The 15,647-nt window shown below is 67.6% G+C and carries 9 protein-coding genes; 1 reads left to right on the top strand and 8 read right to left on the bottom strand.

Annotated elements, in window-relative coordinates:
* Positions 1 to 14: 14 nt before the first annotated feature.
* Genes ACPXY0_RS01005 through folK form a run of 3 tightly spaced genes read right to left on the bottom strand, consistent with a single transcriptional unit; the run spans position 15 to position 3,376 of the window.
* Complete coding sequence (locus tag ACPXY0_RS01005) at positions 15 to 1,631, bottom strand: class I adenylate-forming enzyme family protein (protein WP_419942607.1); 1,617 nt, start codon at positions 1,629 to 1,631, stop codon at positions 15 to 17.
* 49 nt (positions 1,632 to 1,680) lie between these two features.
* Positions 1,681 to 2,835 carry a 3-dehydroquinate synthase gene (gene aroB / locus ACPXY0_RS01000; protein WP_423927620.1) on the bottom strand — a complete coding sequence of 385 codons (1,155 nt, stop codon included), beginning with the start codon at positions 2,833 to 2,835 and terminating at the stop codon, positions 1,681 to 1,683.
* Positions 2,825 to 3,376, bottom strand: coding sequence for a 2-amino-4-hydroxy-6-hydroxymethyldihydropteridine diphosphokinase (folK, locus tag ACPXY0_RS00995; protein ID WP_423927618.1), 552 nt, complete (start codon positions 3,374 to 3,376; stop codon positions 2,825 to 2,827). The genes aroB and folK overlap by 11 nt, the downstream gene beginning before the upstream one ends.
* 88 nt (positions 3,377 to 3,464) lie before the next feature.
* Between folK and ACPXY0_RS00990 the strand changes: the two genes are divergently transcribed.
* Complete coding sequence (locus tag ACPXY0_RS00990; protein ID WP_423927616.1) at positions 3,465 to 4,580, top strand: carboxypeptidase regulatory-like domain-containing protein; 1,116 nt, start codon at positions 3,465 to 3,467, stop codon at positions 4,578 to 4,580.
* 25 nt (positions 4,581 to 4,605) lie between these two features.
* On the opposite strand, the gene ACPXY0_RS00985 is transcribed toward ACPXY0_RS00990, so the two are convergent.
* From ACPXY0_RS00985 to ACPXY0_RS00965, 5 genes are all read right to left on the bottom strand, one after another.
* Positions 4,606 to 4,809: a hypothetical protein gene (locus ACPXY0_RS00985; protein ID WP_423927614.1), complete on the bottom strand. Its 204-nt coding sequence runs from the start codon at positions 4,807 to 4,809 to the stop codon at positions 4,606 to 4,608.
* A 193-nt stretch (positions 4,810 to 5,002) separates the two neighbouring features.
* The gene (locus tag ACPXY0_RS00980; RefSeq protein WP_423927612.1) at positions 5,003 to 6,730 is read right to left on the bottom strand and encodes a hypothetical protein; all 1,728 of its coding nucleotides are present in this window, start codon (positions 6,728 to 6,730) and stop codon (positions 5,003 to 5,005) included.
* A 44-nt stretch (positions 6,731 to 6,774) separates the two neighbouring features.
* Complete coding sequence (locus tag ACPXY0_RS00975; protein ID WP_423927610.1) at positions 6,775 to 10,155, bottom strand: SusC/RagA family TonB-linked outer membrane protein; 3,381 nt, start codon at positions 10,153 to 10,155, stop codon at positions 6,775 to 6,777.
* A 311-nt stretch (positions 10,156 to 10,466) separates the two neighbouring features.
* Positions 10,467 to 12,194, bottom strand: a complete 1,728-nt coding sequence (locus ACPXY0_RS00970; protein ID WP_423927608.1) for a hypothetical protein — start codon at positions 12,192 to 12,194, stop codon at positions 10,467 to 10,469.
* 47 nt (positions 12,195 to 12,241) lie between these two features.
* A complete protein-coding gene (locus ACPXY0_RS00965) occupies positions 12,242 to 15,607 on the bottom strand; it encodes a SusC/RagA family TonB-linked outer membrane protein (protein ID WP_423927606.1) in 3,366 nt (1,121 codons plus the stop codon).
* Positions 15,608 to 15,647 lie beyond the last annotated feature (40 nt).

Raw genomic sequence — 15,647 nt, 5'->3', positions numbered from 1 at the left:
CCCGGCGGCGCCGGCTACCGTGCGCTCTGCCCGGTTCTCGATTCGGCTTCGGCGCGTATGATGCGGGCCAAGCTCACGCGGCGCGCTCCCGCGGTCGAGGCCTCCGGAAGCTCATCCAGGAAGTGGATGACATCCGGCACTCTGTTGTCGGCCAGCGACTCGTGGCAGAAGTCGCGGATCTCTTCCGCCGTGATCAAGGCCCCTTCGGCCGTGAGCACGCATGCGCAGATGAGTTCACCCAGAACGTCGTTGGGAACCCCCAGAACCACCGCCTCATCCACCGCAGGGTGGGACCGGAGCTGCGCCTCGATCTCGGCGGGATGGATGCTGTAACCCCCGCGGATGATCGCATCGCTCAAACGGCCAACGATATGCAGATAACCCTCCGGGTCGACCATCGCAAGGTCACCCGTCTTCAGGAAACCGTCGTCGGTCATCGTCTTGCGGGTCTGTCCGGGCTGCCGGAAATAGCCGCGCATCACGTTGAAGCCCCGGACGGCGAGCTGTCCGACGGACTCATCGGGGAGTTCGCTGCCGTCCTCCTCGAGCACCTTGATCTCGACCCCGTCGAGCGGACGGCCGACCGTGTGGGCGCGCTTGGCCTCGGGATCGGAGCGGGTCGTGATCGAGACGGTGGGCGAGGTCTCGGTGAGGCCGTAGGCGATCTCGAGGTCGGGGACCAGGCGCCGGCGCACGTCCCGCACGAAGTCCTCTCTCACGGGGGCCCCGGCGAGGACGCCCGTCCGCAGCGAATCCGGCCGCGACCCCGCGCGCTCGATCTCGCGGAGCAACATGACGAACATCGTGGGGACACCATGCACCACCGTCGCCTCGTGTTCGGCCGCGAGCGCGAGCGCGCCCGCCGGATCGAACATCTCCTGCAGGAGCAGCGAGCCTCCGGTACCGAGCGTCGTCAGCATGGCGGTCAACCCGAAGATGTTCGCCAGCGGTACGCTGCACAGGGTCCGATCTTCGCGGCCCAGCATCATCCGGTGGGCGGTCCCGAGCGCCGTGCGCACGAGGTTGTCGTGCGTGAGGACAACCCCCTTTGGAGCCCCCGTCGTGCCGGACGTGTAGAGGATCGCGCACGAATCCCGGCCCGGGTCCACCTCCGCGGGCGGCGCTTCCCGGCCGCGCCCGGCCGCGATCAGATCCTCGTACTGGAAGATCCGGTCGTCGTACCAGAGGTCCTCCTCCCCGACCGTGACCACGTACTGCAGATCCGGCAATTCGATGAGGAGACTCTCGAAACGCTGGAGATAGTCGATGCCGTTCCACTCCTCGGCGCTGATCGCGACGGCCGCTTCGGAGTTGCGCAGGATGAACCGAAGCTCTCGCGCCGAACAGGTCGGGTTGATCGGAACGAGGACGGCCCCCGCCTCGGCGGTCGCCAGCGCGGAGATCACGAACTCGGGCCAGTTCGGAAGGTCGATCGCGACCCGATCGCCCGGCTCTACGCCCAGATTGTGCAGCCCGACGGCCAGCGCCCGGGCCTGCGAAGCGACCCGGGAGTAGCTCCAGGATCCGCCGCCCGCCCACAGGCAGGGCGCGTGCGGGTGCGACTCGACGTGTCCGGCGAACAGGTCGGCGACGCTCAGCGGCGGGATCTTCGAGTATTCGGCTGGGGTCACTTGGTATCCAGTGGGCGGCCCGCGGCCAACCGCGCGGCACGAAGTGCCGTCACGGGCCGCCAGGGTCGGGACAATCTCCACTCTCCGAGGCCGGGCGTAAAGCCGCCGCGAGCGGCTCGCCCAGAGCCTCGTCGTCCAGCGTGAAGCTATGGCGTCCGTCCGGGTCGGTCGCCACTTCGCCCACCCGGGCCAGGAACACGCAGCGCACGCGGGCCTGGCGGGCCTTCTTGTCCCTCGACATCGCCTCCCGGATCTCCGTGGGGCGGCGTTCGGTCTCCCAGTCGCCATCGAGCCCGCACGCTTCGAGGGCCGCCGTGACCCGCCGGGCGGTGCCCCTCTCGGTGATCCCGAGCGACTCCCCGAGGCGGGCCTCGACCCGCATGCCCGCGGCGACGGCCTCGCCGTGGAGGAGCTTGTACCCCTCGAGCGCTTCGAGCGCGTGCCCCACGGTGTGCCCGAAGTTCAGGATCTCCCGCACGCCGCGCTCGAGCGGATCGTCCGCCACGACCGCCGCCTTGTGCCGGACGACCCGCTCTATGAGTTCGGCCGAGGCCGCGGGCTCACCTCCGGCGAGGTCCGCGGCCCGGGACTCGATCCAGCGCCACAGCTCCAGATCGAGGATGGCCGCCGTCTTCACGGCTTCCGCCAGACCGGCGCAGCGCTGGTGGCGCGGGAGGGTCCGGAGTACGGCCGGATCGATGAGGACGGCCGAAGGGTGATGGAAGGCGCCGATCAGGTTCTTGCCCGCCTCGGTGTCGACCCCCGTCTTCCCCCCCACGGAGCTGTCGAGCATCGCCAGCAGCGTCGTGGGAACCTGTACGACGGGGAGACCGCGCATGTACGTCGCGGCGACGAACCCCGCGAGGTCCCCCGCAACGCCGCCGCCGAGCGCGACCACGGCGGAGTCCCGACCGAATCCCGCCCGGACCATGCGATCGCTCAGCGCGGCCCACTGCTCGCGGCTCTTGTTCCGCTCGCCGGCCGGAAACGGGACCAGCTCGGCCCCGAGGCCGGCCCCGGCGAAGCTGGCCACGACGGTGGAGCCGTAGAGCCGCGCTACCTGCGAATCCGTGATGACGGCGTACCGGTGCGCCGGAGCGTGTCGGCGGCAAACCGCGGCCACGTCGCCGAGCAGGCCCGGCTCGATGTGGATCGGATAGCGCCCGCCCGCGGGGGTCCGGACTTCGAGGGTCCTACGGCTCATGGGCCTCTCTGGCCTCCCTCAGACGGAGATGCGTGACCTGTATCCCCACGGGATCGACCGTCGCCGCGAGTTCGGAGATCGTCCGCCGAAGCGCGGGATGCCGCCACGCTCCGGCGATCTCGGCCAGGGGCACGAGCACGAAGGCGCGCTCCGGCAACGCGGGGTGCGGGATCGTGAGGCGCGGAGTCGACACAACCTCGTCCGCGTAGAGGAGGATGTCGAGATCGAGCGGGCGCGGGGCGAACCTCGGGGCCCGCGGGTCCCGGCCCGCCTCGGACTCCAGATCCTTGAGGGTCGCGAGCAGCCCGCCCGGATCCCGGCGCGTCCACCCCACGCAGCAGGCGTTCAGGTACGGTGGCTGACGCAGACCGTAGGCGGGGACGGTCTCGTAGACCCGCGAGAAGCGTGCGTCGACCAACGCGTCCTGCGCGAGACGGCGGGCGGCCTCGCGCAGTTGAGCGAAGCGCGGGCCGAGATTCGAGCCCAGGCCGATGGCCACGGCGCGCAGGTCGGGATCGGGCGGCCGCGCGGCCGTATCCACGCTCAGGTCCATGAGGTATTATGGTCGGCAGAATCCCGGCAGCCCGGGGCAGGCCGCTGTGCATGCATCAGAACCCTTCGATCCTCGAATGGGCGAGGCCATCGTCCGGCGATCCGTCTGCGCGATCGTGACGCTGATCGTCCTGTCCGGTGCCGCTCCACCCCTCGCCGGCCAGCTCGATCCCGCCCTCGTCCGCGCCCGCTGCGAGGTCGTCCACCAGATCGAGAATCAATCGATCATCTACGGGGCGATCATCGACGGGCGGAGCGGCATGCCGCTCCCGGGGAGCCGCGTGCACCTCGAGTGGAACACGAGCGGCGAGGGCGGCGCGATGTTCCAGAACCGGGTCGCGGCCGACTCGGAGGACGGCGGCTACATCTTCTGCGACGTACCGCAGGGTACCCGTCTCACCGCCTGGGCGGACGCGCTCGGTCTCACCAGCCCGCGCGTCGCCTTCGTCCTCGAGGGAGGCGAAACGGTCCGCGAAGACCTGAATGTCATCTTGCAGCAGGCCCTCGGGGCCGTGTCCGGGTTCCTGATCGACGATTCCACGGAACAGCCGATCGGCGGCGCCACGATCCGGATCGCAAGGGCCGAGGCCGAGGACGTCACGGACTCGAGCGGGAGGTTCCGTCTCGCAGATGTCCCGGTGGGATCGCACGAAGTCGTCATCCGACACATCGCCTACGGTGAGCCGACGACGGATCTCGTGGTCGACCAGGCGATGAGCACGCACGCCGTCATCCGCCTGGAGCCCCGGGCGATTGCCGTCGAACCCATCGCGGTCACGATCACCGCGCGCAGGAAGTGGCTCGAGGACAAAGAGTTCTACCATCGTCTCGAGACCCGCCTGGGCTCGTTCGTCACGCCCGAGGAGATCGACCGCCAGCCGTACCGCACGCTGGCCGAGGTCCTGCGGACGGTCCCCGCCATAAACCTCAGGCAGAGGTGTTTCCCGCACTGCCAGGTCCAGATCGAGATGGCGGGTTCTACGATGCGCGGGTGCATACCGACATTCTACGTTGACGGCCGGCGCGTCCATCAGCTCACCGATCCGGACGACGCGATGATCGATCTCGATACGCTGGCCGTGGGGCCGGAGATCGCCGCGGTGGAGGTCTATCGCGGCGTCTCGGAGTCTCCTCCGCAGTTCTACGGACGCTGCGGGTCCATCGTCATCTGGACCCGCCGCGGGCTGCGCTGAGCGGGGCGAACTTCCTCGCGGACTGCTAGTGCCCTGAAGGTCCGAGCGGGACGATGCTGTTCCCCGGATTCCCGGGGTTCGGCTCATCCAGCCCCGGGTCCGGCATCGAGTCGGTGTCCGACCGGAGTCGCGCCCCGACGTCGAGATCCACGCAGCCGGTGGCGAAACTCCCCGCGAGGCCGATCAGGACGGCCATCAGCGCCAGGACCGGCGCACTCTTGTTCCTCATCTACAACTCCTCGTCAAGCCTCAGGCATCGCGTGCGGAGACTAGCGCGGACGACATCCGCCACCACAACGAACATAACGTCTCGGGCGCGCGGTTTCTTACAGACAGAAGAGGCCACCGGGCGAACCCGGTGGCCTCTCTTCGGTCCGAACTCGCCCGAAGGCGCTCCGGACGCGGCGTCCCGCCGAGGGCGGCTAGCGGACGATCAGAGTCGCTTGCCCGCCCCGGCGCGCAGCTGCCTGACTCGCCCGCAACCGTTCGAGCGAGAAGGACGCCCGCTCGAGCGCGGAGGTCAGGCTGCCCGGCACGATCGCCGGGGGCGTCGGGTTGCCGGCCGAACTCGGCTCCCCGCCACCGAAGGTATAGACGTCCCGCTGCAGGACTTCGAGGTCCGCGGCCGGGATCGGCAGCTGCAGCGCGGTCCCCGCCGGGAGGATGTCGTTGCGGCGTCCGTGGAAGAACTCCAGCCCGCCGAACAGGTTGAACACGTTCTCGAAGTGCTCGAACCACATCGCGTCGCGCAGGTTGCCGCAGCGGCCCCGCACGTCGTATCGCTTGCGCGGCGTGCACTCGCCCGCCGAGTTCGACGGCACCGCGTCCGTCGGGTTCGAAGGCGCGGGCGGAAGCCCCGCCTGCATCCGCGTCACGTTGATGATGTCCGCGGCGCCCGCGAAGTTGCCCATGCGGTAGTGCCCCTCGGCGATGTAGTGATCGAACTCGTTCGAGGTCATGTGCTCCATGGTGCCGAACTCGCACCTGCTACAGCTGAGCGTATAGTGGTCGTAGCGAGAATCGCCGTAGTGCGACTGACGATACGTGCCGCGTTCGGGCCGGAAGATCACCGTCGCGTTGTAGCGGGCCACCGGGCCCGTGGACGCGGCCGTGGGACTCACGCTCTCTCCCAGCGTGCCGTGCTCGTTCACCGCCGGGAAGCGCTTGTCGTCGCCGAACGTCAACTGCCGGGCCGTGCGCTGCTCCGTGGGGAAGGTGAGCCAGTCCTGATACTGGCCGCTCTGGTCCGCCATGCCGACCCAATCCATGTGCATGCGGTGCCAGGTCCGGTTCTCCTGCGCGAAGATCTTCAGACCGTCCCACCACGCCGTATCCGAGGACCGGTCTTCACCGTCTACGACGACGTTCTGCATCCCGTTCTGCGCGTTCGAGATGATCTGACTCCAGTTCGCGCCCGCTGCCTCGGCATCGGTTCGCGGCAGGTTCGCCGCGCAGCGCGCCTTCCAGCTCACCAGATAGTCGGCGAACTCCTGGTTGCTCCACGGGTTCCCGTTGATCCAGCTCCCTTCGAGGGTGAATGACGCGGCCCGGACCGCCGATTCGGCTTCGTCCAGCTTGCCCATCGCGTAGGCGAAGACCGCGTTGTAGTCGACCGTGTCGAGTTCACCGTTGAGATCGACCGTCTCGTCGACGATGAACGCTTGATCGTACCACAGGGAGAGCAGACAGCTCAGCATGGCCTGGCTCGCGACGGCGAAGGCGCGTGCCCGCGCGTTCCGCTCGCCGCCGGGACCGATCTCCAGACCCTCGTCGAGGGCCCGGATCCCGTCCGAGGCGGCCGAGATGCCGCCGTACGCATCGCCCCAGTTCGCCTCGAAGACGTAGGCGGGGCTGTACGACGCCGCGTTCGGCAGGGGCTCCCGCGGCTCACGGCCGAGGTCGTTCATCCCCATGTTGCCCCATGTCGCCGTGTGACGGCTCGACATGTGGTTGAAGGCGAAGTTCGGGTTGGTCCAGTAGTGCCCGATCTCCCAGACCTTCTGGAAGGAGCTCGCAATGAGCGTCTCCACATCGTCCGGCCCGGCCAGCGCGCGGGCCCTGTCCGGCTCGTTCGGATTGTTGACCTGCAGGTCGCAACCCGTAAAGCCGAGCGCCAGCGCGAGGGCCGGTAGTGTCAGCTTCCTTTTCATCGTGCCTCCGTTTTGCTTCCGTTGCCCACTCGAGATCTCCCTGATCAGAAGACCAGTTCCGCCGAGACAGTGAAGGTGCGGAAGTTCGGATACCCGAAGCTGTCCACGCGGTTGAGGGTTTCGCTCCCCAACGATCCACCGCTGCGGCCGACCTCGGGGTCGTAGCCGCGGTATCCGGTGAGGGTGATCAGGTTGCGACCGATCAGGTTCAGCGTGACCCGGTCGAACACGCCCCCGAACAGACCCTCGATCATGGTCTGAGGCAGCGTGTAGCCGAGCGACAGCTCACGCACCTTGAGCCAGTCGCCATCCTCGGCGAACCACGAGTTGTCCGAGCCCACGTTGTAGATGACCGAGGCGTATCCGGTCGGCTTGTTGAACTCGAGCGGCTTGCCCGTCTGGTCCACGTCCTCGCCGCGCAGTTCGCGAAGCGCCCACTGCGCCGTGTTGTTGTAGACCTTGTGACCCACGGACGCCTCGAGGAGGGCGTTCAGGCTCAGGCCCTTGTACCGGAAGTTCGTCGCGAAGGACGTGTTGAAATCCGGCGTCGTGTTCCCGTAGGGCAGGAACTCGGTGAGGCGGCACTTGTCCATGTAGTCCGTCGGGTTCGACGCCACGCAGGCCGGCGAACGGTCCTGGACGTAGATCGGGTGCCCCCACGCGTACATTCGCTCCCCGTCCTCGGCGTCCACCGTGACGCGCGTGCCCCAGAGTCCGCTGCTGAACCCCTCGGTGAAATCGGAACTACCCGTCGGAACGAGCAACCCGTCGTCGTTCACCTGGAAGTTCGAGGCGCAGGTGGAGGCCGAGATCCCGACCGGCGCGAGCTGCTCGCAACTCGTCGCCAGCACCTCGCCCCACAGCTCGCCCAGCGGACGACCCTCGGAGACGAAGAACGTCCCCTGGGTGAAGTCCGGCACGTCCAGCCGCGTGACCTCCTGCTTCGTCTTGTCCCAGTTCACGCGGAACTGCAGGCCCATGTCCTGCGTGTCGATCGGAGCGTAGCGCATCGACACCTCGTACGTCTGCGCCGCGATCGCGCCCGCGTTCTGCCATTGGTTCGAGAAGCCCACGAAGGCCGGCTGCGGGACGAGCAGGAGCTGGTCATCCGTCGTCTGCCACGCGTACGTGAGGTCGAGCCCGAGGTTCTCGAAGAACACGAAGTTCATCCCGGCCTCGCGTTCCGTCGTGAACTCGGGCTTCAGCGCCGTGTTCCCGAGGTTGACCGGGAAGATCGCGCCCGCCGAGACGCCGAACGTCTCGTACTGGGCGAAGAAGTTCGGCCGTCCGCCCGCCGTCCCCAGCGAGAAGCGCAGCTTGAACTCGTCGATCGCGTCGATGTTCCAGAAGTCTTCCTGCGCGATCCGCCACGCGACCGAGCCCCGGTAGTACGTCTGCCAGCGCTCGTCCGGGCCGAACAGCGAGGAGCCGTCGCGACGGATCAGACCGTCGAGGATGTAGCGGCCGCGGTAGTCCACGCTCGCGATCCCGAACAGCCCCTCCGCCTTGATCGAACGGACCTGGTTTCTGCCGGTCGTCTCACCGACGATCGCGCCGAAGTTCGGCACGTCCTGCACCGAGAAGCGGCTCCCGAACACACCGTTGTTCCCGTAGTCCTGATCCTCGATCAGGTAGCGGACCTTCCCGCGGGCCGTGAGATCGCCGTCCATGAACGTCTGGCTGGCGCCGAGCGTCACGGAGGCGTTGATCGCCTCGTCCGTGAAGTTGAACTCGCGCAGGCTGCCGCCGGTGACCTCGCCCGTACCGCTGGCGGCGGAGGTGCGCTCGTTCTTGGGGCGGATCGTGTACTCGCGGAAGTCCGTGCGGTCGAACGAGGCGTTCGCCTCGAACGTCAGCCAGTCGAGCCCCGACGGCGAGTAGTTGAGGTCCACCGAGCCCATCGTCCGCGTCCGCTTGTCCCGGCTGTCGTTGACCGCCAGCAGGTAGAGCGGGTTCGCCTCGATCGACTGCGGGTCCGCGTCGATGTCGGGGTATCCGTCGAACGGATCGATGCCCGAGATATCGATCGCCGGCGAGACGAAGGTCAGCCGCGAGAAGGCGCTTGTGGCGACGGCCTTGTCGTCCTGGTCCGCACGCGAGTAGAAGCCGCTCGCCGCGATGTCGAGGTCGCCGAAGCGTGTGTCGACGTTCAGCCGCACGTTCTGCCGCTGGTAGCCCTCGTCGTTGGGCGTCCCGACGTCAAAGGCCGTCAAGCCCTGGGCGACGCGGTCCGCGTTCAGATCGGCGAGGTTGTCGATGCACGCCGTGCAGCGCACCACGCCGGCCTCGCTGAACTGGTCCACGCTCACCCGGAAGCTCGACTCGCCGAAACGGCCCGTCACCGCCCCGTACAAGTCCATCGTCTCGCCCGGATCGAAGAACGTGTCCATGTGGTCCAGCAGCTCGCCCGGGAAGGCCTGGTTCGCGAACGCGGTCGACGTCGTGCCGTTCTCGCCGATGTCGATCTGGTTGTAGAGCACCGCCGACCCGAAGCCCTGGCGGTTGAGGTCGCGGAAGTCGACCTCGTTCCCGTCGGTATCGATGAACTTCGTCCCGGCCGCGTTCATCGTGTACGGGTGAGACTGCACGAGGCCGATGTCACCGACGAGCTGGCCCATGCCATACTCGCCGCGCGCCAGGATGTTCAGCGAGTTCGTCCGCAGGCCCGTGCCGCGCTTCGTCGTGATCTGGATCACGCCGTTCTGCGCCCGCGAGCCGTACAGCGACGCCGCCGCCGCGCCCTTCACGATCTCCACATGGTCGACATCCAGCGCGCCCACGTCGGCGAGCGTCGCGCTCTCGGACTGGATCACGCCGTCGATCACGATCAGCGGCTGCATGCTGCGGCCGGACGAATTAATCGACGTCGGGCCGCGCAGCAGGATCCCCGCCGCCTGGCCGGGCTGGCCGGAGCCGGAAATCACGGATACGCCCGCCGCCTTGCCCGCCAGCAGCGACGAGACGTCCGCCGCCGGGACAGGGATGTCCTGCGCCGAGAGACGCTCCACCGTGAACGGGAGCTTCACCTGCGGCGTCTCGCCGACCACCCCCGTGACCACGATGTCCTGGAGCCGAAGCGCCGTCTGCTGCACGGAGAAGTCCGCCGTGGCCACCTGCCCCGACTGGACCGTCACCGTCTGCGAGAGCTCGCGGTAGCCGATCAGACGCACCGTCACCGTCTGCTCTCCCGCCGGCACCCCCTCGAGGCGGTACGTGCCCTCAGTGCCCGACAGCGTCCCGACCACCGTACCCGCTACGAACACCTGGGCGCCCGCTACCGGGGCCATCGACTCCGCGTCGGTCACCGTCCCCGACACCGCCCCCTGGGCGAGCAGCGGAGCCGCGCCGATAAAGAGCCAGGCGCTCACTGCGGTGGCGGCCAGCGCGCTCACGCGCTTCCGCCCTCCTGACAAGTCAAACAGCATGTATCACCTCCTGTGCCAGCGGGAAAAAAACACACCCCCGGCCTGCGCCCCCATGGGCGTGACGAGGAGGTGCGTACAACTTCCTCCGAGATCCGTATGTAAGGAGACAACCTTCATGGCCCCCAACCCCTCCAGGGAACCCGGCACCACACTCCATATTAAACGATCTGTGACCCCGTAATCGTGACACCCGGCACAGCGAAAGTGTCGTCCGCCGCGTCCTGCCGATCAAACATGGCCACGATATCTGCCCCGCGACAGGGGCGGGGGGCTCACGCCCCCCCCCTCCTGCCGAAGTCCCGCATTTCCAACTAGCGGACCACGAGGTCCTGGTTCGCGCGCGCGGTTTTCTGCTGTGCCCGGAGGCGATGCAGCGCGAAGGCCGCCCGCTCCAGCGCGGTGTCGAGGCTGCCCGGAACGATCGACGGAGGCGTCGGATTCCCGGCACCGCCGCCGGCGCTCCCGCCGAAGGTGTAGATGTCCCGCTGCAGCACTTCGAGGTCGCCGGCCGGCATGGGAAGTTGCAGCGCCGTGCCCGATGGCAGGATGTCGTTGCGGCGTCCGTGGAAGAACTCCAGCCCGCCGAACACGTTGAACACGTTCTCGAAGTGCTCGAACCACATCGCGTCGCGCAGGTTTCCGCAGCGGCCCTGCACGTCGTACCGCTTGTGCGGCGTACACTCCCCCGCCCCGTTCGACGGCACGGGATCCGTCGGGTTCGACGGCGCCGGCGGCAGCCCGGCCTCCATCCGTGTCGCGTTGATGATGTCCGCGGCGCCGGCAAAGTTGCCCATGCGGTAGTGCCCCTCGGCGATGTAGTGGCTCAACTCCTGCCCGGTCATCTCCTCCATGTCCCCGGACTCGCAGAAGTTGCAACTCAGGGTGTACACGTCGTACCGCGCGTCGCCGTAGTGCGACTGCCTGTATGTCCCGCGCGAGGCGATGAAGATGATGTTCGCGTTGTAGCGGTGAAGCGGGCCCGTGGATGCGGCCGTGGGACTCACGCTCTCCCCCAGGGCCCCGTCCTCGTTGACGGGCGGGAAGCGCTTGTCATCGCCGAAGGTCATTTTGCGCGCCGTCCGGCTCTGAGTCGGGAGCGAGAGCCAGTCCTGGTATTCTCCGCTCTGGTCCGCCATGCCGACCCAGTCCATGTGCATGCGGTGCCAGGTACCGTTCTGCTGCGCCTTCGCCTTCAGGTCGTCGAACCAGGAGGTGTCCGACGAACGGTCTTCGCCGATCACGACGACGTTCTGCATGCCGCTGCGGGCGTTCGCGATGATCTGGCTCCAGTTCGCTCCCGCCGCCTCCGCGTCGGTCCGCGGCAGGTTCGCGGCGCAGCGCGCCTTCCAGCTCACCAGATAGTCGGCGAACTCCTGGTTGCTCCACGAGTTTCCGTTGATCCACGCATCCTCGAGCGTGAACGAAGCCGCCCGCGCGGCGGACTCCGCTTCGTCCAGCTTGCCCATCGCGTAGGCGAACATGGCGTTGTAGTCGACCGTCTCGAGTTCGCCGGTGATGTCCGTCGTCTCGTCGACGATGAAGGCCTGGTCGTACCACATCGAGAGCAGGCAGCTCAGCACGGCCTGGCTCGCGACGGCGAACGCCCGCGCCCGCGCGTTCCGCTCTCCACCCGGGCCGATCTCCAGCCCCTCGTCGATGGCCCGGACCCCGTCCGAAGCCGCCGAGATGCCCCCGTAGGCGTCCTGCCAGTGCTCCGAGAACACGTACGACCAGCGGTACGAGGTCGAGTTCGGCATCGGCTCGCGGGGCTCGCGACCGAAGTCGTTCTGCCCGTTGTTGCCCCAGGTGGCCGTGTGGCGGCTCGACATGTGATTGAACGCGAAGTTCGCGTTATCCCAGTAGTGTCCGATCGCCCAGACCTGCTGATAGGTGCTCGCGATGAGCGTCTCCACGTCGTCCGGGCTGGCCAGCGCCCGCCCCCGGTCCGGCTCGTTCGGGTTGTTGACCTGAAGGTCACAGCCCGACAAGCCGACCAGGAGCGCCAGTACAAAGGCGGGAAGTGTCAGCTTCTTCTTCATGGTCCCTCCATTAGTTCGATCACGATCTTCCGCTCCATTCCCCCGGGTCAGAAGACCAGTTCGGCCGAGAAGGTGAACGTCCGGAAGTTCGGATAGCCGAAGTTGTCGTATCGCTGCAGCGTCGCACTCGCGATTTCCCCGCCGGACCGGCCAACCTCGGGATCGTACCCCCGGTAGTCGGTGATCGTGAGGAGATTGCGGCCGATGAGGTTCAGCGTGATCCGGTCGAACACGCCGCCGAACAGGCCTTCCATCATCGGCTCGGGCAGCGTGTAGCCGAGCGACAACTCGCGAATCTTGATCCAGTCCCCGTCCTCGCGGAACCAGTCGTTGTCGTTGTTCGACGTGTAGAGCCCCGCGACGTATCCGATGGACTTGTTGAACTCGAGCGGCTTGCCCGTCTGGTCCACATCCTCGCCGCGGTCATCCCGAAGGGACCACTGCGCCGTGTTGTTGTAGATCGAGTGGCCCATCGACGACTCGACCAGGGCGTTCACACTCAGGCTCTTCCAGCGGAAGTTCGATCCGAAGGAGAGGTTGAAGTCCGGCGTCGTGTTCCCGAACGGCAGGATGTCCGTGAGCTGGCACTTGTCCGTGAAGTTGGACGGGTTCTTCGCCACGCACGCCGGCGAGTAGTCCAGAACCCTGACCGGGAGGCCCCAGCCGAACAGCTGGTCCCCGGTGTCCGTGGTCACGTCGCCCGAGGTGCCCCACAGACCACTGCTGAATCCCTCGGTGAAGTCGGCGCCGCCCGTCCACACGAGCAGCCCGTCGTCGTTCACCTGGAAGTTCGCGGTGCAGTCCGACGCCGAGACCCCGATCGGCGAGAGGTCCGAGCACGTCTTCGCCAGCACGTGGCCCCACATCTCGCCCAGGGGGCGACCCTCGGCGACGAAGAACGTCCCCTGCTGGTAAGGGGGTACGTCCAGCCGCGTGATCTCCTGTTTCGTCTTGTCCCAGTTCAACCGGAACTGGAGGCCCATGTCCTGCGTGTCGATCGGCGCGTAGCGGAGCGAAGCCTCGTACGTCTGCGCCGCGATCGCGCCCGCGTTCTGCCACTGGCTGGAGAAGCCCACGAACGCCGGCTGTGGAACCCGGAGCAACTGGTCGTCCGTCGTCTGCCACGCGTACGTCAGGTCGAGGCCCAGATTGTCGAAGAACACGAAGTTCATCCCCGCCTCGCGCTCGGTCGTGAATTCCGGCTTCAGCGCCGTGTTCCCGAGGTTGATCGGGAAGATCGCGCCGCCCGAGATACCGAACGTCTCGTACTGGGCGAAGAAGTTCGGCCGCCCGCCCGCCGTTCCGAGCGAGAAGCGCAGCTTGAACTCGTCGATCGCGTCGATGTTCCAGAAGTCCTCCTGCGCGATCCGCCACGCGACCGAGCCGCGGTAGTACGTCTGCCAGCGCTCGTCCGGCCCGAACAGCGAGGAGCCGTCCCGGCGGATCAGGCCGTCGAGGATATAGCGGCCGCGGTAGTCCACGCTCGCGATCCCGAACAGCCCCTCCGCCTTGATCTGGCGGACCTGGTTGTTCCCGCTCGTCGCGCCGATGATGGCGCCGAAGTTCGGCACGTCCTGCACGGAGAACTGGCTCCCGAACACGCCGTTCGAGCCGAAAGCCTGGTCCTCGATCAGGTAGCGGACCTTCCCGCGGGCCGTGAGATCGCCGTCCATGAAGGTCTCACTGGCGCCGAGCGTCACCGAGGCGTTGATCGCCTCATCGGTGTAGTTGTACTCGCGCAGGCTGCCGCCGGTCGGTCCCTCTCGCGTCTTCTCGTTCTTCGGAAAGAGCGTGTAGTCGTAGAAGTCCGTGCGGTCGAACGAGGCGTTCGCTTCGAGCGTCAGCCAGTCGATTCCCGCCGGCGAGTAGTTGAGGTCCACCGAGCCCATCGTCCGCGTCCGCTTGTCCCGACTGTCGACGACCGCGAGCAGGTACAGCGGGTTGGACGAGATCGACTGCGTGTCGGCATCGATGAGCGGGTAGCCGTCCGTCGGATCGATCTGCGTGAGGTCGACCGCGGGAGACGCGAAGGTCAGCTGGCTGAAGGCGCTGTTCGCCACGGCCTTGTCATCCTGGTTCGCACGCGAGTAGAAGCCGCTCGCCGCGATGTCCAGGTCGCCGAAGCGCGTGTCCACGTTCAGGCGCACGTTCTGCCGCTCGTAGCCGTCATCGTCCGGAAGCCCCACGTCGAAGGCTGTCAGCCCCTGGGCCACCCGGTCGGCGTTGAGCGAGGCGAGGTTGTCGATACACGGCGTGCAGCGCACCACGCCGCCCTCCCTGAACTGGTCCACGCTCACCCGGAAGCTGGACTCGCCGAAGCGGCCCGTCACCGCCCCGTAGGCGTCCGTCGTCTCGCCCGGCTCGAAGAACGTGTCCATGTGGTCGAACAGCTCGTGCGGGAACGCCTGGTTCGCGAACGCCGTGAAGGAATCGCCCGGCTGGTCCGGGTTGATCTGGTTCGCGAGGACCGGGGCTCCGAAACCGGGGCGGCTAAGGTCGGTGAAGTCGACCTCGTTCCCGTCGGAATCGATGAACTTCGTCCCCGCCGAGTTCATCAGGTACGGATGGGAGCGCGTCAGGCCGACGTCGCCGACGAGCTGGCCCATGCCATACTCGCCTCGCACGAGGATGTTAAGCGAGTTCGTCTGCAGACCCGTGCCGCGCTTCGTCGTGATCTGGATCACGCCGTTCTGCGCCCGCGAGCCGTACAGCGACGCCGCCGCCGCGCCCTTCACGATCTCCACATGGTCGACATCCAGCGCGCCCACGTCGGAGAGCGTCGCGCTCTCGGACTGGATCACGCCGTCGATCACGATCAGCGGCCCCAGAGAGCGGCCGGACGAGTTGATCGACGTCGGGCCGCGCAGCAGGACCGAAGCCTCCGCGCCGGGCTGGCCCGAACCGGAAATCACGGATACGCCGGCCGCCTTCGCGGTCAGCAGCGAAGAGACGTCGGCCGCCGGGACCGGGAAGTCCTGCGCGGAGAGACGCACCACCGTGAACGGGAGCTTCACCTGCGGCGTCTCCCCGACCACCCCCGTGACCACGATGTCCTGGAGCCGAAGCGCCGTCTGCTGCACGGAGAAGTCCGCCGTGGCCACCTGCCCCGACTGGACCGTCACCGTCTGCGAGAGCTCGCGGTAGCCGATCAGACGCACCGTCACCGTCTGCTCGCCCGTCGGCACCCCCTCGAGGCGGTACGTGCCCTCAGTGCCCGACAGCGTCCCGACCACCGTACCCGCTACGAACACCTGCGCGCCCGCTACCGGGGCGAGCGACTCCGCGTCGGTCACCGTCCCCGACACCGCCCCCTGGGCGAGCAGCGGAGCCGCACCGATAAAGAGCCAGGCGCTCACTGCGGTGGCGGCCAGCGCGCTCACGCGCTTCCGCCCTCCTGACAAGTCAAACAGCATGGATCACCTCCTGTGCCAGCGGGATCCTCCCCTGCGACCC

The sequence above is a fragment of the Candidatus Palauibacter sp. genome (assembly GCF_965237495.1).
GTDB lineage: Bacteria > Gemmatimonadota > Gemmatimonadetes > Palauibacterales > Palauibacteraceae > Palauibacter.
This window is presented reverse-complemented; position numbering and strand designations above follow the sequence as displayed.

What these genes read in the sequence shown, in the direction of transcription:
- aroB (WP_423927620.1), bottom strand. Translation starts at nt 2,835, where the DNA reads ATGAGCCGTAGGACCCTCGAAGTCCGGACCCCCGCGGGCGGGCGCTAT.
- ACPXY0_RS00990 (WP_423927616.1), top strand. Translation starts at nt 3,465, where the DNA reads ATGGGCGAGGCCATCGTCCGGCGATCCGTCTGCGCGATCGTGACGCTG.
- ACPXY0_RS00985 (WP_423927614.1), bottom strand. Translation starts at nt 4,809, where the DNA reads ATGAGGAACAAGAGTGCGCCGGTCCTGGCGCTGATGGCCGTCCTGATC.
- ACPXY0_RS00980 (WP_423927612.1), bottom strand. Translation starts at nt 6,730, where the DNA reads ATGAAAAGGAAGCTGACACTACCGGCCCTCGCGCTGGCGCTCGGCTTT.
- ACPXY0_RS00975 (WP_423927610.1), bottom strand. Translation starts at nt 10,155, where the DNA reads ATGCTGTTTGACTTGTCAGGAGGGCGGAAGCGCGTGAGCGCGCTGGCC.
- ACPXY0_RS00970 (WP_423927608.1), bottom strand. Translation starts at nt 12,194, where the DNA reads ATGAAGAAGAAGCTGACACTTCCCGCCTTTGTACTGGCGCTCCTGGTC.
- ACPXY0_RS00965 (WP_423927606.1), bottom strand. Translation starts at nt 15,607, where the DNA reads ATGCTGTTTGACTTGTCAGGAGGGCGGAAGCGCGTGAGCGCGCTGGCC.